Raw genomic sequence first — 19,567 nt, 5'->3', positions numbered from 1 at the left:
TTGGTGGAGCCAATCGGAATCGAACCGACGACCTCCTGAATGCCATTCAGGCGCTCTCCCAACTGAGCTATGGCCCCACCGTGCGTGAGGGCCCTATTAGACCGAGTTCGCGCCCGCGGCAAGAGCATCGGAGGACAAACCGGCCATGAAATATGCCGTGGGCAATATGGGGAGGCATTGCAGGCGGCAGTTCGGGTGCCGGGCGAGGCGGAAAAACTGTACAAATGTTCAATTTCGGATCGACACGAGAGACCTAGGCCGGTAGTGTGGCGGTGCACCAGGGAGACGACGCCATGTCCATGATCGTCGACAGACGCGACCTCGACTTCATCCTGTTCGACCTGCTCGGGATGGAGCAACTGCTGCACCACGAGCGCTTCGCCGGATTCGACCGCGATGCCTGCGCCCAGATGCTCGACACCGCGCAAGCCATCGCCGAGGAGCAGTTCCTGCCGATCGCCGCCGAGGTGGACGCAAACGAGCCGCGCTTCGTCAATGGAAGGGTCGAGATGCCGGAGGGCACCGGACGCGCGCTGCGCGCATGCGCCGAGGCGGGGTTCTTCGCCCTGCCCTTCGCGCTGGAGCATGGCGGGTTGCAGGCGCCGCGCGTGCTGCACACGGCGGCCAGCGGCATCTTCACCTGTGCGAATACGGCCGTCGCCAATTACGCCTTCCTCACCGTCGGCGCGGCAAACCTGCTTGCCGCCTTTGGCAACGAAGCGCTGCGCCGGCGCTTCCTGCCGCCGATGCTGGAGGGACGCTGGTTCGGCACGATGTGTCTTTCCGAACCGCAGGCCGGCTCGTCGCTCGCCGACATCACCACCACCGCGACACCGCGCGACGACGGCACGTTTTCGCTCCGCGGCAGCAAGATGTGGATTTCGGGCGGGGATCAGGAAATTTCGGAAAATATTGTCCATATGGTGCTCGCGCGGATCGCCGGCGCGCCGGCAGGAACGCGCGGCATTTCGCTGTTTCTCGTGCCCAAGCGCCGCGTTGATGAAAGCGGCGCCGTTGGCGAGCACAACAACATCGCCCTTGCCGGGCTGAACCACAAGATGGGCCAGCGCGGCACCACCAACTGTCTGCTCAATTTCGGCGAGAGCGGCGAGACGATCGGGCATCTGATCGGCGCGGCGCATCGCGGCCTCGAATACATGTTCCAGATGATGAACGAGGCGCGCATCGGCGTCGGCCATGCCGCGACCATGTCCGCACTCGCCGGCTATCGTCATTCGGCGGAATACGCCCGCACCCGCACGCAAGGCCGCAAGGCCGGGCAGAAGGACCCGTCCGCCTCGCCCGTGCCGATCGTCGAGCACGCCGATATCCGCCGCATGCTGCTGGCCCAGAAGGCGGCGGTGGAGGGCGCGCAGGCGCTCTGCCTCTATGCCGCGCAACTGGTCGACCGGCAGGAGATCGCGACCGACGCGGATGAGGCCGAATGGCTCGGCACGCTGCTCGGGCTGCTGACGCCGGTGGTGAAATCCTGGCCGTCGGAGCATTGCCTCGAAGCCAACAAATGGGCGATGCAGATCCTCGGCGGCTATGGCTACACGCGGGACTATCCGCTGGAGCGGCTCTATCGCGACAACCGGCTGAATCACATTCACGAAGGCACGTTCGGCATCCAGGGCATCGACCTCGTGGGCCGCAAGCTCGGCGGCGACAATGGCGATGCGCTGCGCCGCTTCGCCGCACAGATGCGCGAGACCGCCGCCATCGCCGCCCCGCATCCGGCCCTCGCGAACGAGGCCGCCCGCCTCGTGGCGGCACTCGACCAGCTCGGCGTCACCGCCAATGCCCTGCTCGCCTGCGCCGACCTGCCACGCCGCCTCGCCAATGCGACCTTATTTCTCGACGCATTCGGCCATGTCGTCATCGGCTGGCTCTGGTTGTGGCAGGCACTCGTTTCGGCCGCTTCGCTGGACGGTAACCCTCCACCGCCCGACAGGCTCTTTCACGAGGGCAAGCTACTGACATGCCGTTATTTCATGGCGCATGAGCTGCCGCTGGCGGTTGCCCGACTTGCACTTTGCGCGACCCTCGAGACCAGCAGCCTCGACGCGCCGGCAGCGCTGTTCGCTCTCTGACGCAGGGCGGCAGCCCATGGTGCAGGATCGCAGCCTACGCACAAAACAGCGGATTCATGAAGGTGCCGTCAGCGTTCTTGCCAAGGGCGGGGTTGCCGGGCTTACCCATCGCGCGGTCGCTGCCACCGCAGGTGTCAGCCTCGCCGCGACAACATATCATTTTGAATCCAAAACAGACCTCATCGCCAGCGCCTCACGCCATCTGATGAGCGGCTATCTCGACGCCTTCGCCCGGCTCGAACGCCGCGTCAGCGCCGGCGAGGCGACCGGGGTTGCGCGGATCGACGATCTTGTCATGCGCGTTGTGCTCAATGCGCTGGGGCGCGAGCGGACGCGCTCGCTGGCCTGGTGCGAGCTGATCCTGCATGGCGGGCGCGGCGATGCGGGACGGCTACTGGCACAGGGATGGTACGCACGGCTCGATGAAATCTGGCATGCCATCGGCCAAAATCTCGGCTTCGGGCAGGACCGCAGCGTGGCCCGCGCGGCGATCGACCGGGCGATCGGGCTGACCTTTCTGCTCCACCCGCTCGGGCTTGAGCAGGAAGCGGCGCGCGATTTCATCGAAGGCCGGCTCGATCCCGCGCAACTCGGCCCGCCCGCCCCCACGGCGGACGACGATGCCGTCCCCGCCAGCGCCCGCCATTTCGAGACCCGCGAGCGGATCGTGCAGGCGACGATCGACATTCTCGTCGAGTCAGGCGCCGGGGCAGTAAGCTGGGCCGCCATCGCCCAGCGCGCCGGCCTCGCCCGCAGCGGCCCGGCCTATTATTTCCCGGCGATCGGCGCGCTGCTCGCCACGGCACAGGTCGCGCTGTTCGACCGGGCGAAGGCGCGCTACCGCGCAGGCTTCGGCGCGATCGACCCCGCCGGGATCGATGAGGTGCGGCTGGTCGATCTCACCACGGCGATCTGGTTTCGCGAGGTGCTGGAACATGCGCGCGAGGCGCTTGGGCATTACGCCGTGTTTCTCCGCGCCGCCCAGGCTCCAGGAGAAAGCATGGTGCTGCGCGCGGCTCTCGCGGCCACGCTGCGCGACCAGCACGGCGCCTGGCGCCGGCGGCTGGCGGCGATCGCCGTAGCACCGCCGCACCCTGCCGGCCCGCTCGCGGTGCAGGCCCTCTTCGTCGGCAAGCTGATCCGTGCTGCCGCCACCGGGGCGGACACGGCGCTGCTCGCGCTGGCGCGGGAGGATTTTGCCGCCGCGATCGCCGGGGCAATCCGCCCTGAAAAACCGTACGCTCATCCAAAACCGGCTTGCCAGCCGGGCCCGCCTGGCTTAGCTGAACAGAGCGAAGCGCCGCTTCGCGGCCCGGAACCATAAGGGAGGACCGGCATGATCGACCCGGCATCACTGTTTTCGCTGCAGGGGCGTGTCGCCCTCGTCACTGGCGGCTCGCGCGGCATCGGCCGGATGATCGCCGAAGGGTTTCTCGCCCAGGGCGCGCGGGTCTACATCTCGGCGCGCAAGGCGGAGCAGTGCCACGCCGCGGCGGCCGAACTCGGCCCCGATTGCATCGCCGTGCCGGCGGATATCTCGACGGTCGAGGGCGCGCGCGCGCTGGCCGCGACAATCACCGCGCGCGAACCGGCGCTCGACATCCTGGTCAACAACGCGGGTGCGGCCTGGGGCGCGCCGTTCGAGAGTTTCCCGGAACATGGCTGGGACAAGGTGTTCGACGTCAATGTGAAGGCGCCATTCTTCCTCACCCAGGCGCTGCATGGCGCGCTGAAGGCAGCGGCGCGGCCCGACCGCCCGGCCAAGGTGATCTGCGTCGGCTCGATCGACGGGCTGCGCGTCAATGCCTGGGAGACCTACAGCTACCAGGCCTCGAAAGCGGCGATCCATCACCTGATGCGGCGCATGGCGGCACGGCTGATCCACGACAATATCGTCGCCAGCGCGATCGCCCCCGGCGCGTTTCCCTCCGAGATGAACCGCGCCGCGCGCGACCGGGGCGAGGCCGTCGCCGCCGCCATTCCCGCCCGCCGCATCGGCCGCGCCGAGGACATGGCGGGTGCTGCGATCTATCTTGCCAGCCGCGCCGGCGATTACGTCGTCGGCCAGGTGCTTACCGTCGATGGCGGGCTCGTTGCCGCCAACCCGGTGGAGACGGCCGAACCCTGAGTCCGTCCCACCCATTTTCCGCCAGAGGAGCGAACAGACATGCGTGACGCCGTGATCGTCTCGACCGCCAGAACCCCGATCGGCCGCGCCTATCGCGGTGCCTTCAACGCCACCCCCGCCCCCACCCTCGCCGCCCACGCGCTGCGCGAGGCGGTGCGCCGCGCCGGGATCGACCCCGCCGAGATCGACGACTGCCTGATCGGCAGCGCCCTGCCCCAGGGCGGGCAGCACACGATCGGCCGCACCGCCGCCCTCCGCGCCGGCCTGCCCGTAACCGTGCCTGGCATGACGATGGACCGGCAATGTTCCTCGGGCCTGATGGCCATCGCCACCGCGGCGAAGCAGGTCATCGTCGACCGGATGGACGTGGTGCTGGCCGGCGGCGTCGAGTCGATCTCGACGGTGCAGACCGAGGCGATGCGGGTGGATCGCGATCCCGAACTCCTCGCCCTGCACGCCAACACCTACATGCCGATGATCGACACCGCCGAGGTGGTGGCGAAGCGCTACAACGTCTCGCGCGAGGCACAGGACGCCTACGCCCTGCAATCGCAGCTTCGCACCGCCAGCGCCCAGCAGGCCGGCCGGTTCGATGCCGAGATCATCCCCGTCACCGCGACCAAGACGGTGACGGACCGCGCGACCGGCGCCGCCAGTCAGCAGACCGTCACCCTCGCCGCCGATGAGGGCAACCGGCCGGAGACGACCGCCGAGGGCCTCGCCGGGCTCAAGCCGGTGCGCGAGGGCGGCTGCATCACCGCGGGCAATGCCAGCCAGCTCTCGGATGGCGCCTCGGCCTGCGTGGTGATGGAGGCGAAGCTCGCCGAGCAGCGCGGCCTGCAGCCGCTCGGCCGCTATGTCGGCATGGCCGTTGCCGGCACCGAGCCCGACGAGATGGGCATAGGTCCGGTCTTCGCGGTGCCGAAGCTGCTCTCGCGCTTCGGGCTCAGCGTCGGGGATATCGGCCTGTGGGAGCTGAACGAGGCCTTTGCGGTGCAGGTGCTCTATTGCCGCGACCGTCTCGGCGTACCCGACGAACTGCTCAATGTCGATGGCGGCTCGATCTCGATCGGCCACCCCTATGGCATGTCCGGCGCGCGCATGGTCGGCCACGCGCTGATCGAGGGCAAGCGCCGCGGAGCGCGCCACGTGGTGGTGACGATGTGCGTCGGCGGCGGGATGGGTGCTGCCGGCCTGTTCGAGGTTCTGTGAGCGCCCCGGCGCTCACCCTCGCCGACTATCGCGCGCTGGTCGGCGCCGAGGTCGGCTGTTCGGACTGGATGGAGGTCGGCCAGGCGCGCATCGACGCCTTCGCCGAGGTGACTGACGATGACCAGTTCATCCATGTTGATCCCGAGCGCGCGCGCGAAACCCCGTTCGGCGGGACCATCGCGCACGGCTTTCTCACCCTCTCGCTGCTCAGCCGCATGGCCTATGACACGCTGCCGCGGCTCGCGGGGGTGGCGATGTCGGTAAATTACGGGATGAACAGCCTGCGGTTTCTGGCCCCGGTGCGCGCGGGGGCGCGCATTCGCGGCCGCTTCGCCCTCACCGGCCTCGCCGAGAAGGGCGAGGGCCGCATCCTGCTCACCCATGACGTGACGGTGGAAATCGAGGATCAGCCGAAGCCGGCGCTGGTCGCGCAATGGCTCTCGATGCTCGCCCTCGCGTGATCGCCCCTACTCTGGTCGGGGCCGCGCGCCCCGGCTAACCTCCGCCCCTTGCCCGCCACGGGCTGAACCGTTCGGAGGTCCCTGATGGAATACACGAAACTCGGCGCCACCGGCCTTGAGGTCTCGCGCATCTGCGTCGGCTGCATGAGCTTCGGAGTGCCCGACCGCGGCAACCACGCCTGGACGCTCGACGAGGCGAGCAGCCGCCCGATCATCCGCCGCGCGCTCGAAGCCGGCATCAATTTCTTCGACACCGCCAATGTCTATTCCGACGGCACCAGCGAGGAAATCGTCGGCCGCGCCCTGCGCGACTACGCACGGCGCGATGAGGTGGTGATCGCGACCAAGGTCAACGGCCGGATGCGCCCCGGGCCGAACGGTGCCGGCCTGTCCCGCCGCGCGATCATGACCGAGATCGACAACAGCCTCCGCCGCCTCGGCACCGACCATGTCGATCTCTACCAGATCCACCGCTGGGACTATTCGACGCCGATCGAGGAGACGCTGGAGGCGCTGCACGACGTGGTGAAGGCGGGCAAGGCCCGCTATATCGGCGCCTCCTCGATGTTCGCCTGGCAATTCGCCACCGCGCTGGCCATCGCCGAGCGTCATGGCTGGACGCGCTTCGTCTCGATGCAGAACTACCTCAACCTGCTCTATCGCGAGGAGGAGCGCGAGATGCTGCCGCTCTGCCGCGCCGCCGGCATCGGCGTGATCCCCTGGAGCCCGCTCGCCCGCGGCCGTCTCACCCGCGACTGGGACGACGCCACCGCCCGCGCCGAGACCGACGAATTCGGCAAGACCCTCTACGCCGCGACCGAAGCGGCCGACCGCAAGGTGGTCGAGGCCGCCGCCACGATCGCCGCTGAACGCGGCCTCAAGCGCGCACAGGTCGCCCTCGCCTGGGTGATGTCACGCCCTGGCGTCACCGCGCCGATCGTCGGCGCCACGAAGCTCGCCCATCTGGAGGACGCGATCGAGGCGATCGGCGTCACCCTCGGCGCCGAGGAGATCGGCCGGCTCGAAACCCCCTACGTGCCACACGCGGTGGTCGGCTTCTCGTAACCGGGATCGGACGGACCGGGATCAGGCGCTACGGAATCAGACGGGAAGCCTGTCCTCGGCGTCGGTCAGTCCCGGCGCCGTCGCCCAGGCGAGTTCCACCAGCGTGACGATCCGCCGCCCCGCCCCGTCGAGCTGGCAGACGATCAGCCCCTGCTCTTCCATATAGGCGAGCAGCCGCCGCGCCCGCCCAAGCGAGCGGGTGCCATAGGCCCGCGCAATCGCCGGGTCGCCCGGACAGGGCAGGCCGTCGCGCGCGGCGCGGGCGATCATCAGGTAAATCCCCTGCATGTCCTCGGGCAGGATGGCGGCGCGGACCAGCACGTCCTGCCAGACCGCGTCCTCCGCCATCGCCGCACTGATGCCGGCGCGCGCGCGGGTCAGCATCCGGCGGAAAGCGGCGAGATCGGGGGCGGCAGCGCCGAGTGCCTCGATCCGGCAGCGGACGAGAAAATCCTGATACAGTACACCGACCGGGCGGAATCCCGCCTCGGGATCGGCCAGGAGATCGGCAAGGATGCGCTCGAGCCGCGCCTGAAGCTCGGCCCGTTCGGCCGGGCTCTGCGGCGGCGGCACCTCGGCGCTCGTCTCCTCCACCACCGGCCGGGCCGCCATCAACTGGCTCAGCAGGTCGGGCGGCGGCGGGGATGGGGCGCGGCGCGGCGGGCGCGCGGCCTCGGGCGGCGGCGGGGCGAGGATGACGGTCTGCGCATCCTCGATCGTGGCCTGCGGCAACGGGGTGAGGCGCGGGGTTGCATGCCGCGCCTCGGTCTCGGTCGGCCCGATCCGCAGGGCGAGCGGCCGGCGCGACAGGGCGGGGCCGAGGGCGATGAAATGCCCGCGCTCCAGGTCGCGGAACGCCTCCGCCTGCCGCCGCTCCATGCCGAGCAGGTCGGCGGCGCGGGCCATGTCGATATCGAGAAAGGTGCGCCCCATCAGGAAATTCGAGGCCTCGGCGGCGACGTTCTTGGCCAGCTTGGCCAGCCGCTGGGTCGCGATGATGCCGGCGAGCCCGCGCTTGCGGCCGCGGCACATCAGGTTGGTCATCGCGCCCAGCGAGAGCTTGCGCGCCTCGTCCGACACCTCGCCGGCGGCGGCGGGGGCGAAGAGCTGCGCCTCGTCGACCACGACCAGCATCGGATACCAGTGATCGCGCGGGACCTCGAACAGCCCGCCGAGAAAAGCGGCGGCCCGGCGCATCTGGTTCTCGGCGTCGAGCCCCTCGAGATTCAGCACGGCGGAGACACGGTGCGCGCGGGCGCGCTCGCCGGCCAGTTGCAGCGTTGGCTCGGAATGCGCTTCGGCATCGATCACCAGATGGCCGAATCGGACGGCAAGGGTGACGAAATCGCCCTCGGGATCGATGATCGCCTGTTGAACCCAGGCAGCACTCTGCTCGAGCAGGCGGCGGAGCAGGTGGGACTTGCCGGAACCGGAATTGCCCTGGACCAGCAATCTCGTGGCCAGCAGTTCCTCAAGGTCGAGAACGGCAGGCGCGTTGCCGGCCGCCATACCCATCTCGATCGCCACTGTCATGGTCCGATTCGTCGCCTCCTGATGCGAGTCCCTGCCGGGCCGGCCGGTCTGCCGGGGCGGGACTGCGTGCTTCGTCAATGGGATAGGCGCGGCATCCGGCCTTGCCTGGTGCGTGACCCGCTCCGGGGGGTTCGGCTTATCAACCAGGGGCCACCGCGTCGAGACGCGATAACAGGATACGGTGGGCAAGATTGACGAAATTATGTGTAATTCTGTGCTTTGCCGTAACGTATCGTTAAGTTTTGCGGAGTACATACAGTTTTGCACGAGCGCAAAACAGCGTGCGCCGGCTGCAACAACCGCTGCCGCAGGCCGTGCAAAACGCACGGGGACCGCGCCCGCCGCCGAAAAATGTCGTCGGCAATTCGGTGACTGCCGTGAGAGAGCGGCACCTTTCTGCCCCTCCCCGCCTTGCGGGGCCCCGCGCGACAGGGGTGATAGGTAAATGCGCGGGATGGAGCCATGCAGCGCAGATTCGCGCTGCACAGAAGCTTGGTGAACAGGATTGCGATGGACAGAGCGACTTGGCGCAGAGTGGTGCGGCTCAGGCGGCGAGCAGCGATGCAAATCCAGTCATCCAGAATTCGGCATTCGCCAGGTCGTTGATGCAGAGGCAGCCTTGCGGGGCGAAGCGGGTCGCCCGTTCGAGAAGCTGGATGTCCGCCTCGTGCTCGCGCGCCACATGCGGATCCTCGAAGAAGATCAGCCGCCGGCAGCGCCCTTCCAGCACCTCCTCGGCGATCTGCGCGTCGCCGCCCCGCGGGCCGGACTGGAAGGCGGTGGACCAGCCCGGAACGGGCGGAGGCAGAACCGGGCGCAGCGACGCCGCCTCGGCCGCCATCCGCGCCGGAACCTCGCCGTTCAGCAGCCCGCCGGTCGTGCCCGTGGCAAGGCGCCGGCCGAAGCGCGACAGAAGCGCATGGTGCCGCCGGGCGAATTCCAGCATCACCTTCTTCTGGGTGTCGTGGGCGATCAGCCCGATCGTCTCGGACGCGACGGCTTCGGGCCGCACCCAGTGTGCGAGTTGCGCGGCAAGACCGGTGCGGTCGATGCCGGCGAGGCTGTGCCAGACCAGGGCGAGCCATTCCGAGGCCGCACCGCGGTTGGTCAGGAACGGCCGCCCATGCACGACGCATTGCCGCTTCAGCGCCTGCATCTCGGGGAACACGCCGATCGGGTCGACCGGGTCGATCAGGTAGATCACGAAATCGAGCGCCGCACGGCCGGAGGCGTCCGGCACCACCATCGAGGTCAGGGTGATCACCCCGCCCTCGCGCGCGGGGCGCAGGCGGGTGGGCGGGTTGGCGCCGAGCAGGCCGGAGGCGAGGATCGCGTCGCAGGTGGCGCCCACCGCATGCAGTCGCACAACGGGTGCTGCGAGGAGCGGTGCGAAGTCACGCAGGAGGGCGAACAGCGGCGAAGCCGTGCCACCGCGCAAGGCCGCCGACGCCGCGATGCCGATCCGCACGACGCCCGTTTCATCGCCGCCCGTTTCATTGCCGCGCGTCACTGTCATGTCCCGCCTCCCTGCCATGCCATTCGCCTGCCGCAACACGGAGAGTCCGAGCCGGCGGCGGAAAAATCAATAGGGCGCAGCGGGACGCGGAGGAGCGATTCAGCCGCCATTAACTATTATATTGTATCCAATTTTTAGAACGATTTGTAACCGAATATTTTTGTTTTATTATCAGGAGTTTGCCGATGGAATTGCGTTTTCTCGGCGGATACCGACATCTTCACGCGGCCGTGGACGCGATGGCCGGTCTCGTGCGGGTGGGTGCAAATGGCGCGATCATCGATGCAAACCCGACATTTTGTGCGCTGCTTGGCGGCGCGCGGGCGGATTTCGTCGGCCGGGATCGGGCTGGGCTGATCGGCGACGTCGTCGATCCGGACTATCTCCGCCATCTCGCGGAGGGAACGGGATGGGAAGGCACGCAGACGCTTCTCGGCCCCGGAGGACGCAGGGTGCCGGTCCGGCTGGTGGCGCAGCGGGTGGATGGCGGGGCGGGCGAAACGGCAGAGCTGGTGCTGGCGGTTTCGGAAGCGGAGTTGCGGGAGATGCACGAGGCGCGCGGCCTGCGGACCATCGCCAGCGGACGCGGCATGATCGAGTGCGCGCCGGATGGCACCATTCTCGACGTCAACAACAATTTTCTCCGCGCGGTCGGCTACCGGCGGGACGAGCTGATCGGCCGGCATCACCGGGTGCTGACCGTGGCGGACGAGGCGACGAGCGAGGCCTATCGCCAGTTCTGGGAACGGCTGCGCGCCGGCGAGCATTTCGTCACCGAAATCGCCCGGCGCCACCGTGACGGCCATACGGTCTGGCTGGCCGAATCGTACAATGGGATGCGCGATGCCGCAGGTGCGGTGACCAGCGTAATGATATTCGCCTCGGACGTGACCGACCGGGTGCAGGCCGTCGAGACGATCAAGCAAGCGCTGGATGGGCTCGCGACCGGCGTGCTCGATGTATCGCTGCCGGAGGGGCTGCCAGCGCCGTTCGATGTGATCGCCGCAGACCTTAACGGCGCGGCCGCCGCGCTCAGGACCACATTGCGGCAAGTGCGGGATTCCTCGTCCGTGATCGATGGAAGCCTGCGTGAAATCCGCGCGGCGGCCGACGACCTGGCACGGCGCACGGAGGGAGAGGCTGCAAGCCTCGAACAGTCGTCCGCGGCCCTGGCCCAGCTCGACAAGCACCTGCGTGCCACCGCCAATGAAGCGAAGCAGGCCGGGGAAACCGCGGCGGCGACTGCCGGCAAGGCAGATGAATCGAACCGGCTGGTGAGTGAAGCGGTCGATGCGATGCGAGCGATCGAGTCCTCGTCGGCAGAAATCGCACAGATCATCGACCTGATCGAGGAAGTCGGGTTCCAGACCAACCTTCTGGCGTTGAATGCCGGGGTGGAGGCGGCGCGGGCCGGCGAGGCCGGGCGCGGCTTCGCTGTGGTCGCATCGGAAGTGCGGGCCCTCGCCCAGCGCTCGTCAGACGCGGCGAAGCGGATCACCCCTCTCATTCTCGGCTCGCGCCGCCAGGTGGCGGCCGGCGTCGATCTGGTTGGACGAACCGGCGAGGCGTTGCAGGGGATTTTCCGCGACGTCGAGGCGATGAACAGGCGGATTGCGGAGATGGCAACGGCGATTACCGCACAATCGGACGACATCGGCGCAATCAATTCCGCAATCGGCTATCTCGACCAGGCGGTCCAGCAGAACGCGGCGATGGCCGAAGAGGCGAATGCCGCCACCGCGACGCTTGCCGGTCAGGCGGAGGCGCTTTCGCGGATCGTCGGGCGGTTCAGCTTCGACTCCAGCACGGCGCGGCAGGTTGCGCCCGTGCAGCTGCGCGTGGTTCGGGCCCGGGCGTCGTGAGCCCGCGCTCGTTCCGATCCATCCGGATCGGATGCCGTGCTCTATCTTGTTGATAATTCGAGCATCTTTATCCGATCAGATGATTCCATCTGATCGGATGATGCTCTAGGTGCGCCGGGTGCAGCGAGCTGCCCCGGGCGACGAGGCGCAGCCCGACCTCGATGCGCTCGGGTGAAAGGATTTCGCCGCGGCGGCTTGCGGCGACCGCGCGGGCCAGCATCGCCCCGGCGCGCTCACCGATTCCCCGCGCATCGACCGCCACGGTACTGATCGCCGGCACAGCGCAGCGCGACACCTCGAAATCGCCGAAGCCGCCGATCGCGATCCGCTCCGGCACGGCGATGCCCCGTCGCTGGCATTCGCCGATCGCGCCGAAGGCGATCAGGTCGCTCGCGCAGACCACCGCATCGGTCTCCGGCCAGCGTTCCAGCAGCCGCGCCATTCCCTCAGCACCGTGCCGCATCGACAGCGGCGGCTGGCCGTGGCGGAAGACCAGCGGCGGGCCGAGCCCGGACGCCGCCAGCGTCTCCTCATAGCCGCGGCCGCGCTCCTCGCCGCGTGGATCACGCCGCGAGGCGCCGCCGAGAAAGGCGATGCGCCGCCGCCCGATCGCGGCGAGATGCGCCGTCATCACAGCGCCCGCCGCGCGGTTGGAGAAGCCGACCACCCCGCCGATGGGGGATGCGGGCAGATCCCATGTCTCGACCACCGGCAACGCCGAGCGACTGAGCAAGGCGGCAACGCGCCGGCTATGCGCTCCGCCGGTCAGCACGATTCCCTCCGGCCGGTGCCGCATCAGCGTCTGCAGCAGCTCTTCCTCGCGCGCGCTGCTGTAGAGCGTGGTGCCCAGCAGCAGGTCCAGTCCGGCCTGGCGCAACGCCGCCTCCAGCCCGGCGACGGTTTCGGCGAAGTTCGAATTGTCCATCGAGGGCACGATGGCGGCGACGAAACCCGACCGCCGGCTGGCCAGCGCGCCCGCCGCCGCATGCGGGACATAGCCGAGCCGGGATACCGCCTCCATGATCCGCGCCCGCGTCGGCGCCGCCACCACAGCACCGCGCAGCGCCCGCGAGACGGTCATTTTCGACACGCCTGCAGCGGCGGCGACATCGTCCATCGTCGGCGCGCGGCGGAGCGGCGGAGCCATCGCGCCGGCGCCTAGAAGGCGAGCTGGACCTTCACCGCTCGCGCCTTGTCCGCCGCGAGCGCGAAGGCTTCCACCGCCCGCTCGGCCGGCAGCACCGCGCTGAGCAGCGGGTCGGGGTCGATCGCGCCAGAGGCGAGCAGCGCCACCGCCTCGGCGAATTCGGGGCCGAAGCGGAAGGCGCCGGCCAGCTCGATTTCCTTGCTTACCAGTGCCATCAGCGGCAGGGTCATGTCACCGCCGAGGCCGAGTTGGACGATCCGCCCCTGCGGGCGCACCACCCCGATAAGCCCGGCGAGCGAGGATGCCGCGCCCGATGCCTCGATCGCGACGTCGAACCAGCCCTTGCCTTCGGCGAAGCGGGCCAACCCGTCCTTCTCGCGGGCGAGATCGACCGTTTCGGTGGCGCCCAGCCTTGCCGCGAGGGCGAGCGGGCCGCCAAGCACATCGCAGGCGACGATTTCGGCGGCACCGCGATGCCTTGCTGCGAGCAGGGCGAGCAGGCCGATTGGCCCCATCCCCGCGATGATCACCCGCATCCCCGGCCCGATCGCCGCCCGTGTTGCGGCGTGCAGGCCGACGGCAAGCGGCTCGGCGAAGGCGGCGCGCTCGACCGTCAGCCCCGCCGGCAGCCGCACGAGTTGGCGCGCCGGCACCGTGATCGCGGCGCGGAACGCGCCGTGGATGTGCGGCCGGCGCATCGCGCTGCCGAAGAACCGCATGTCGGTGCAATGCTGTGTCACCCCGGCAGTGCAGAACCGGCAGGTGCCGCAGGGCAGCGACGGGTCGATCGCCACCGCCTCGCCGGGCACAAAGCCCGATGCTGCGCCGGCATCCTGCACCTCGCCGGCGACCTCGTGGCCGAGCACCATCGGCTCGGCCAGCCGCACCGGGCCGAAGCCGCCGCGGCGCATGTAATGCAGGTCCGAGCCGCAGATCCCGCCGCGGCTTATTCGCACGCGCACTTCGTCCGGCCCTGGCGGCGGCGCCGGGCGGTCCTCGATCCGGAGATCGCCGGCACCGTGGATCACGATCGCGGTCATGGTGATTTGCTCCTTGAGCGGTGGGCCGGGTTCGTGTTACGCCATGAAATTGTTACCGCTAACATGCGCCGGTTTGGGCGCTTCGGCAAGCATCCGGCGTGAGCTGGCACGAAATTCGAGACCGGCGCGGGCCGGCGGATCAGAAAAATGACCGGCGCAGACCGGTCGAGGGATGGATACGTGGGACTGAAGCTGTTCGACCTTTCGGGCCGCAGGGCCCTGATCACCGGCGGGCGCAGCGGCATCGGCCGCGCCATCGCCACCGGTCTCGCCGAGGCCGGGGCGACGGTGATCCTGAACGCGCGTGATGCCGGCCGGCTGGAGGCCGCCACCGCCGAGCTGCGCACCCTTGGGCTCGACGCCCATGCCGCCTGTTTCGACGTCACCGACGCCGACGCCACCGCCGAGGCCATCGCGCGGATCGAGGCGGAGGGGCCGATCGACATTCTGGTCAACAATGCCGGGCTGCAGCATCGCGCCTTGGCGGCGGATTTCCCGCTCGACGCCTTCGACCGGATCATGGCGCTCAACGTCCGTGCCGCCTTCGTCACGGCGCAGGCGGTCGGCCGGCGGATGCTCGCCCGCAATCGCGGCAAGATCATCAACATCGCCTCGGTGCAGAGCGAGCTCGGCCGCGCCTCGATCACCCCCTACACGATGAGCAAGGGGGCCGTCCGCCAGCTGACCCGCGGGCTCTGCGCCGAATGGGGCGGGCGGGACATCCAGGTCAACGCCATCGCGCCCGGCTATTTCCGCACCGAGCTGACCGCAGCCCTCACCGAAGATGCCGATTTCTCCGCATGGCTCGCCGCGCGCACGCCGGCCGGCCGCTGGGGCGAGCCGGACGAGCTGAAGGGCGCCGCGATCTTCCTCGCCAGCGCCGCGTCGGATTTCGTCAACGGCCAGATGATCTTCGTCGATGGCGGGCTGACGAGCGTCGTATGACCACGATCGGGCTGATCGGCGCGGGGGTGATGGGCAGCGCGATCGCCCGCCGCCTGCTCGCCGCCGGCTTCAGCCTGCGCGTGCATGACCGCAATCCCCCCAAGCTCGCCGCCCTCGCCGCTCAGGGCGCCCTGCCCGCCGCCACCCCGGCCGAGGCCGCGCGCGGCTGCGGCTTCGTCATTCTCAGCCTCAACGACGCCGCCGGCATCCGCGCCGTCACGTTTGGCGATAGCGGCATCGCCGCCGTCGCCGGGCCTGATACGCTGGTGATCGACATGTCCTCGATCGACCCGGCGGCCACCCGCGCGCTGGCCACCGGATTCACCGCCGCCTGCGGCGGGCGGTGGCTCGACGCCCCGCTCTCCGGCGGCGCGCCGGGCGCGCTGGGTGGGCGGCTTACCGTGATGGCCGGCGGCACCAGCGCGGATTTCGAGGCCGCCCGCGCGGTGATCGATCATCTCGCCGCCCGCTTCACCCTGATGGGCGGCACCGGCGCCGGGCAGGCGGCCAAGCTGGCCAACCAGCTGCTCTGCGGTGTCGGCTTTACCGCTCTTGCCGAGGCAATAGCCCTCGCCGAGGCCGCCGGGGTCGATGCCGCACGCCTGCCCGAGGCGCTTGCGGGCGGCCGTGCCGACTCCGCCATCCTGCGCGAGTTCGGCGCCAAGTTTGCATCCCGCGACGAAACCCCGACCGGCCGGCTCGACAACATGGTGAAGGATCTTGCCGGCGCCGCCGGCCTCGCCACCGAGGCAGGCCTCGCCCTGCCGCTGCTCGACGCAGCACTCGCCACCCACCGCGCCCGCATCGCCGAGGGACTCGGCGGGGCGGATACCGCCGCCCTGATGCGCGCCTTCCCTCGCAATGCAGGCAGCCCGCCATGACCGCGCCGCTCCTCGCCATGCGCGGCATCTGCAAGAATTTCGGCGGCACGCGGGCGCTGGATACGGTCGATCTCACCGTCAACGCTGGCGAAATCGTCGCCTTGCTCGGCGAGAACGGGGCCGGCAAATCCACGCTCATCAAGATCCTTGCCGGCGTCTACCCGATGGATCGCGGCGAGATCAGCTTTCGCGGCGCGCCGGCCACCCCCGGCGCCCTGCCGGTGCGGTTCATCCATCAGGATCTCGGCCTCGTCGACTGGATGACGATCGCCGAGAATTTCGGCCTCGCGCTGGGCTTTCCACCTCGCCTCGGCCTGATCGACTGGCGTGCCGCCGCCCGCCGTGCGGCCGCCGCGCTGGCGGAGCTTGGCGTCGATCTTCACCCCGAAACCCGCATTCGCGACCTCGCTCGCGCCGAGCGCGCCCTCGTCGCCATCGCAAGGGCGCTGGCTGGCGAGGGCGAGATGCTGGTGCTCGACGAACCCACCGCGAGCCTGCCCGCCGCCGAGGTCGAGCGGTTGTTCACCGCGCTGCGCCGGCTGCGCGCGAAGGGCGTGGGGATGCTCTATGTCTCGCACCGGCTGGACGAGGTGTTTGCGCTCGCAGATCAGGCGGTGGTGCTGCGCGACGGGCGGCTGGCGGGTGCCGGCGCGGTCGGCACACTCGATGCCGGGGCGCTGATCGGCATGATCGTGGGCCGCGCCGTCGCTCGCCACCGCCGCGCCGAGACCGCACCCGGCGCGGTCCGGCTGGAATGCCGGGATCTCTCGGTCGCCGGCGGCCCGCCGGTCAACCTTTCGGTCCACGCCGGCGAAATCCTCGGCCTCGCCGGGCTCGTCGGCGCCGGGCAGGAGCGCCTCGGCCGCGCCCTGTTCGGCCTCGCCCCGCGCAGCGCCGGCAGCCTCCTGCTCGACGGTGTCGCATCCGCGCCGGATTCGCCGCAGGCGGCGATGGCGCTCGGCATCGGCTTCGTCGCCGGGGACCGGGTGGGTGAGTCCACCGCGCCGCGCCTGACCGTCGCCGAGAACGCCTTCCTCAACGCCTATGCCCACGGCATGAAGCCGCTCGCCATCGTCCCGCCCGGCCGCCTTGCTCGCCGCGCCGCCGCCCTTGGCCGCACCGTCGGCCTGCGGCCGAACGATCCCGCGCTGCCGATCGAGCAGCTCTCCGGCGGCAACCAACAGAAGGTCGTGGTCGGCCGCTGGCTCGACCAGGCCGCCCGCCTGCTGGTGTTCGAAGACCCGACCGCCGGCGTCGATGTCGGTGCCAGGGCCGACATCTACCGCCTCTTCGCCGCCGCCGCCGCGTCCGGTGCGGCAATCGTCGTCGTCTCGTCGGATTTCGAGGAGATCGCCGAACTGTGCGACCGCGCGCTGGTCTTCGACCGCGGTGCGGTGGTCGCCGAAATCGCCGGGGCGGCGCTGACCATGGAACGCCTGCTCGCCGCCGCCTCCGCCGGCATCGCGGCGGCAGCACCACCTGAAGCCGGGGAGATCCGCGATGGAATCGCTTAAGTCCGACGCGCTGGAGCCGAGCGGGGCAGAGCGCGCCGCCCTGCCGCGCGCCGAACTCCGCCGCCGCCAGCTCACCGTCTATGGCCTGCCGATCCTCACGGTCGCGCTGATCGTCCTGTTCTCCGTGCTGCTGCCGGACACTTTCCCCACGGCGGGCAACATGAGGGCGATCTTCGTGGTGAAATCGGTCGTCGCCCTGCTGGCACTCGCCGCCCTGCCGCCGATGATCGCCGGGCGGATCGACCTGACCGTGGGCTACGGCATCGTGCTGTGGTCGATCATCGCGATCAGCCTGCAGGTGCAGTATCACTGGCCCTGGCCGCTGGCGGTGCTGGCAGTGCTCGGCCTTGGCGGGCTGTTCGGGCTGATGAACGGCATGCTGGTCGAGATCGCGCAGATCGACAGTTTCATCGCCACACTCGGCACCGGCACCATCATCTACGCCCTCGCCGAATGGTATACCGGCGGCGAGCAGGTAGTGGGCACGCTGCCCGCCGCCTTCACCGCCATCAATGACGGACGCCTGTTCGGCGTCGTGCCCTTTCCCGCGGTCTACGTGCTGGTGGTGGCGCTGCTGCTCTGGCTGGTGACCGAGCGGATGCCGCTCGGCCGCGTGCTCTACGCGATCGGCGCCAATCGCCGCGCCGCCGAGCTGAACGGCATCGCGGTGCGCCGGCATGTCATCCTCGTCTTCGTCGCCTCCGGCGTGCTGACCGCGTTCGCCTCGGTGGTGCTGGCCGCACAGCTGCGGATCGGCGCGACCAGCCTCGGGCTCAGCTACCTGCTGCCTGCCCTGGTCGGCGCCTTTCTCGGGTCGACCACGATCCGCCCCGGCCGGGTGAATGTGTGGGGCACGGTGGTGGCCGAGCTGCTGCTCGCGGTCGGCATTTCGGGGATCGAGCAGCTCGGCGGCGCGTTCTTTGTCTCCAGCCTGTTCAACGGCGTCACCCTCGTGGTCTCGATCGGCCTGGCCGGTCTCGCCCAGCGGCGGCGCGGCGTTCTCATCAAGGCGGTGCCACCGACGCCCGCCGCAACCGGGGAGGATTCATGAAAAAGACAACAATATTGCTGGCGGCACTGTCCGTCGCCGGCTTCGCGACACAGGCGCTGGCAGCGCCGTCGATGCTCGCGACAGCACGGCAATATGTCGCGGCGGCGACCAATCCCGCCCTGCCCTATACCGGGCCGACCACCGGGCCGAAGGCGGTGGAAGGCAAGTTCATCGTCTATGTCTCGTCGAACCAGTCCAATGGCGGGGCGCGCGGCGTAGGCAAGGCGGTGCGCGCGGCGGCGAAGGCGATCGGCTGGCGCTTCCGCCTGCTCGACGGCAAGGGCACGGCGGCCGGGCAGAATGCCGCCCTGTCCGAGGCGATCGCGCTGAAGCCGGCCGGCATCGTTCTCGGCGGGCTGGATGCGACGCAATCCGCCCCGTTCATCGAACAGGCCGACAAGGCCGGGATCAAGGTAGTCGGCTGGAATGTCAGCCCGAAGCCGGGACCGATCGCGAAACCTGCCGTCCTCTACAACGTTGCCCAGGACCCGCTGGAGGTCGCCCACGCCGCTGCCCTCTACGCCATCGCCCGCTCGGACGGGCATGCCGGCGTCGTCATCTTCACCACCAGCGAGTTCTCGATCGCGCTCGCCAAGTCGAACCGCATGGCGGCGATCATCCGCGCGTGCAAGGGCTGCCACCTGCTCGGCATTGAGAACGTGCCGCTGTCCTCGACTGCGACGCGGATGCCGCAGGTGACCGCCGCCCTGCTCGCCAAATATGGCAAGAGCTGGACCTACTCACTCGCCATCAACGACCTCTATTACGACTACATGGCGCCCGGCCTGTCCGCCGCCGGGCATCGCGGCGATGGCCCGCCCTATAACGTCTCGGCCGGCGACGGCTCGCAATCCGCCTTTCAGCGCATCCGCTCGAAACAGTTCCAGACCGCGACCGTCGCCGCCCCGCTGGAGCTTGAGGGCTGGCAATGCGTGGACGAGTTGAACCGCGCCTTCGCCGGGCAGAAAGCGGTCGCCGAGCCTGATCCCGTGCATATCTTCACCCCCGAGAACGTCAATGAGGACGGTGGCGACAAGGATGTGTTCAACCCGCCGAACGGCTACAAGAAGGTGTTTCTGCGGATCTGGGGCCGCGCCGGCTGACCCCGGCGCGCAACAC

At 69.5% G+C, this 19,567-nt stretch carries 16 protein-coding genes and 1 tRNA gene; 12 read left to right on the top strand and 5 right to left on the bottom strand.

The window, feature by feature from the left end:
• Window position 1 precedes the first annotated feature (1 nt).
• Window positions 2-77, bottom strand: a tRNA-Ala gene (locus B7Z76_RS04805).
• A 216-nt stretch (window positions 78-293) separates the two neighbouring features.
• Between B7Z76_RS04805 and B7Z76_RS04800 the strand changes: the two genes are divergently transcribed.
• The 6 genes from B7Z76_RS04800 to B7Z76_RS04775 all read left to right on the top strand — a co-directional run bounded on the left by B7Z76_RS04800 (window position 294) and on the right by B7Z76_RS04775 (window position 6,959).
• Window positions 294-2,093 (top strand): acyl-CoA dehydrogenase, encoded by a 1,800-nt coding sequence (locus B7Z76_RS04800; protein WP_174502471.1) that lies wholly within the window; start codon window positions 294-296, stop codon window positions 2,091-2,093.
• A 16-nt stretch (window positions 2,094-2,109) separates the two neighbouring features.
• Window positions 2,110-3,417 carry a TetR/AcrR family transcriptional regulator gene (locus B7Z76_RS04795; protein ID WP_174502472.1) on the top strand — a complete coding sequence of 436 codons (1,308 nt, stop codon included), beginning with the start codon at window positions 2,110-2,112 and terminating at the stop codon, window positions 3,415-3,417.
• A 12-nt stretch (window positions 3,418-3,429) separates the two neighbouring features.
• A complete protein-coding gene (locus tag B7Z76_RS04790; RefSeq protein WP_174502473.1) occupies window positions 3,430-4,221 on the top strand; it encodes an SDR family oxidoreductase in 792 nt (263 codons plus the stop codon).
• 39 nt (window positions 4,222-4,260) lie between these two features.
• Complete coding sequence (locus B7Z76_RS04785) at window positions 4,261-5,433, top strand: acetyl-CoA C-acyltransferase (RefSeq protein ID WP_174502474.1); 1,173 nt, start codon at window positions 4,261-4,263, stop codon at window positions 5,431-5,433.
• Window positions 5,430-5,894: a MaoC family dehydratase gene (locus B7Z76_RS04780; protein WP_291342464.1), complete on the top strand. Its 465-nt coding sequence runs from the start codon at window positions 5,430-5,432 to the stop codon at window positions 5,892-5,894. The genes B7Z76_RS04785 and B7Z76_RS04780 overlap by 4 nt, the downstream gene beginning before the upstream one ends.
• Before the next feature lie 84 nt (window positions 5,895-5,978).
• Entirely contained in the window at window positions 5,979-6,959 is a 981-nt protein-coding gene (locus tag B7Z76_RS04775; RefSeq protein WP_291342463.1) for an aldo/keto reductase, read from the top strand.
• A 36-nt stretch (window positions 6,960-6,995) separates the two neighbouring features.
• Here B7Z76_RS04775 and B7Z76_RS04770 read toward each other — a convergent pair whose 3' ends face one another.
• Both B7Z76_RS04770 and B7Z76_RS04765 read right to left on the bottom strand, forming a co-directional pair.
• Window positions 6,996-8,492 carry an ATP-binding protein gene (locus tag B7Z76_RS04770; protein ID WP_291342462.1) on the bottom strand — a complete coding sequence of 499 codons (1,497 nt, stop codon included), beginning with the start codon at window positions 8,490-8,492 and terminating at the stop codon, window positions 6,996-6,998.
• Window positions 8,493-9,036: 544 nt separating this feature from the next.
• Complete coding sequence (locus B7Z76_RS04765) at window positions 9,037-10,008, bottom strand: methylglyoxal synthase (protein ID WP_291342460.1); 972 nt, start codon at window positions 10,006-10,008, stop codon at window positions 9,037-9,039.
• Between the two features lie 230 nt (window positions 10,009-10,238).
• On the opposite strand from B7Z76_RS04765, the gene B7Z76_RS04760 reads away from it, so the two are divergent.
• Complete coding sequence (locus B7Z76_RS04760; protein WP_408736365.1) at window positions 10,239-11,870, top strand: methyl-accepting chemotaxis protein; 1,632 nt, start codon at window positions 10,239-10,241, stop codon at window positions 11,868-11,870.
• A gap of 67 nt (window positions 11,871-11,937) precedes the next feature.
• Here the strand turns inward: B7Z76_RS04760 and B7Z76_RS04755 are convergent, their stop codons facing one another.
• Entirely contained in the window at window positions 11,938-13,017 is a 1,080-nt protein-coding gene (locus tag B7Z76_RS04755; RefSeq protein WP_174502480.1) for a LacI family DNA-binding transcriptional regulator, read from the bottom strand.
• Between the two features lie 11 nt (window positions 13,018-13,028).
• A complete protein-coding gene (locus B7Z76_RS04750) occupies window positions 13,029-14,057 on the bottom strand; it encodes an L-idonate 5-dehydrogenase (protein ID WP_291342457.1) in 1,029 nt (342 codons plus the stop codon).
• 147 nt (window positions 14,058-14,204) lie between these two features.
• On the opposite strand from B7Z76_RS04750, the gene B7Z76_RS04745 reads away from it, so the two are divergent.
• Genes B7Z76_RS04745 through B7Z76_RS04725 form a run of 5 tightly spaced genes read left to right on the top strand, consistent with a single transcriptional unit; the run spans window position 14,205 to window position 19,551 of the window.
• On the top strand, window positions 14,205-15,002 hold the full coding sequence (locus B7Z76_RS04745; protein WP_174502482.1) for a glucose 1-dehydrogenase: 798 nt from the start codon (window positions 14,205-14,207) through the stop codon (window positions 15,000-15,002).
• A complete protein-coding gene (locus B7Z76_RS04740; protein WP_174502483.1) occupies window positions 14,999-15,883 on the top strand; it encodes an NAD(P)-dependent oxidoreductase in 885 nt (294 codons plus the stop codon). Before B7Z76_RS04745 ends, B7Z76_RS04740 begins: the two co-directional genes overlap by 4 nt.
• Window positions 15,880-17,397, top strand: coding sequence for a sugar ABC transporter ATP-binding protein (locus B7Z76_RS04735; protein WP_291342453.1), 1,518 nt, complete (start codon window positions 15,880-15,882; stop codon window positions 17,395-17,397). The genes B7Z76_RS04740 and B7Z76_RS04735 overlap by 4 nt, the downstream gene beginning before the upstream one ends.
• Window positions 17,384-18,448: an ABC transporter permease gene (locus B7Z76_RS04730; RefSeq protein ID WP_291342451.1), complete on the top strand. Its 1,065-nt coding sequence runs from the start codon at window positions 17,384-17,386 to the stop codon at window positions 18,446-18,448. Before B7Z76_RS04735 ends, B7Z76_RS04730 begins: the two co-directional genes overlap by 14 nt.
• Window positions 18,445-19,551, top strand: a complete 1,107-nt coding sequence (locus tag B7Z76_RS04725) for a substrate-binding domain-containing protein (RefSeq protein ID WP_291342449.1) — start codon at window positions 18,445-18,447, stop codon at window positions 19,549-19,551. The genes B7Z76_RS04730 and B7Z76_RS04725 overlap by 4 nt, the downstream gene beginning before the upstream one ends.
• The last annotated feature ends 16 nt before the right edge of the window (window positions 19,552-19,567 follow it).

It is taken from the genome of Acidiphilium sp. 20-67-58 (assembly GCF_002255515.1).
GTDB lineage: Bacteria > Pseudomonadota > Alphaproteobacteria > Acetobacterales > Acetobacteraceae > Acidiphilium.
Note: the sequence above shows the minus strand (reverse complement) of the source record. Positions and strands in the feature narration are given on the sequence as shown.

Coding starts and splice junctions, on each gene's coding strand:
- B7Z76_RS04745 (WP_174502482.1), top strand. CDS start 14,205: ATGACCGGCGCAGACCGGTCGAGGGATGGATACGTGGGACTGAAGCTG.
- B7Z76_RS04795 (WP_174502472.1), top strand. CDS start 2,110: ATGGTGCAGGATCGCAGCCTACGCACAAAACAGCGGATTCATGAAGGT.
- B7Z76_RS04785 (WP_174502474.1), top strand. CDS start 4,261: ATGCGTGACGCCGTGATCGTCTCGACCGCCAGAACCCCGATCGGCCGC.
- B7Z76_RS04750 (WP_291342457.1), bottom strand. CDS start 14,057: ATGACCGCGATCGTGATCCACGGTGCCGGCGATCTCCGGATCGAGGAC.
- B7Z76_RS04800 (WP_174502471.1), top strand. CDS start 294: ATGTCCATGATCGTCGACAGACGCGACCTCGACTTCATCCTGTTCGAC.
- B7Z76_RS04765 (WP_291342460.1), bottom strand. CDS start 10,008: ATGACAGTGACGCGCGGCAATGAAACGGGCGGCGATGAAACGGGCGTC.
- B7Z76_RS04730 (WP_291342451.1), top strand. CDS start 17,384: ATGGAATCGCTTAAGTCCGACGCGCTGGAGCCGAGCGGGGCAGAGCGC.
- B7Z76_RS04740 (WP_174502483.1), top strand. CDS start 14,999: ATGACCACGATCGGGCTGATCGGCGCGGGGGTGATGGGCAGCGCGATC.
- B7Z76_RS04735 (WP_291342453.1), top strand. CDS start 15,880: ATGACCGCGCCGCTCCTCGCCATGCGCGGCATCTGCAAGAATTTCGGC.
- B7Z76_RS04790 (WP_174502473.1), top strand. CDS start 3,430: ATGATCGACCCGGCATCACTGTTTTCGCTGCAGGGGCGTGTCGCCCTC.
- B7Z76_RS04770 (WP_291342462.1), bottom strand. CDS start 8,492: ATGACAGTGGCGATCGAGATGGGTATGGCGGCCGGCAACGCGCCTGCC.
- B7Z76_RS04775 (WP_291342463.1), top strand. CDS start 5,979: ATGGAATACACGAAACTCGGCGCCACCGGCCTTGAGGTCTCGCGCATC.
- B7Z76_RS04755 (WP_174502480.1), bottom strand. CDS start 13,017: ATGGCTCCGCCGCTCCGCCGCGCGCCGACGATGGACGATGTCGCCGCC.
- B7Z76_RS04725 (WP_291342449.1), top strand. CDS start 18,445: ATGAAAAAGACAACAATATTGCTGGCGGCACTGTCCGTCGCCGGCTTC.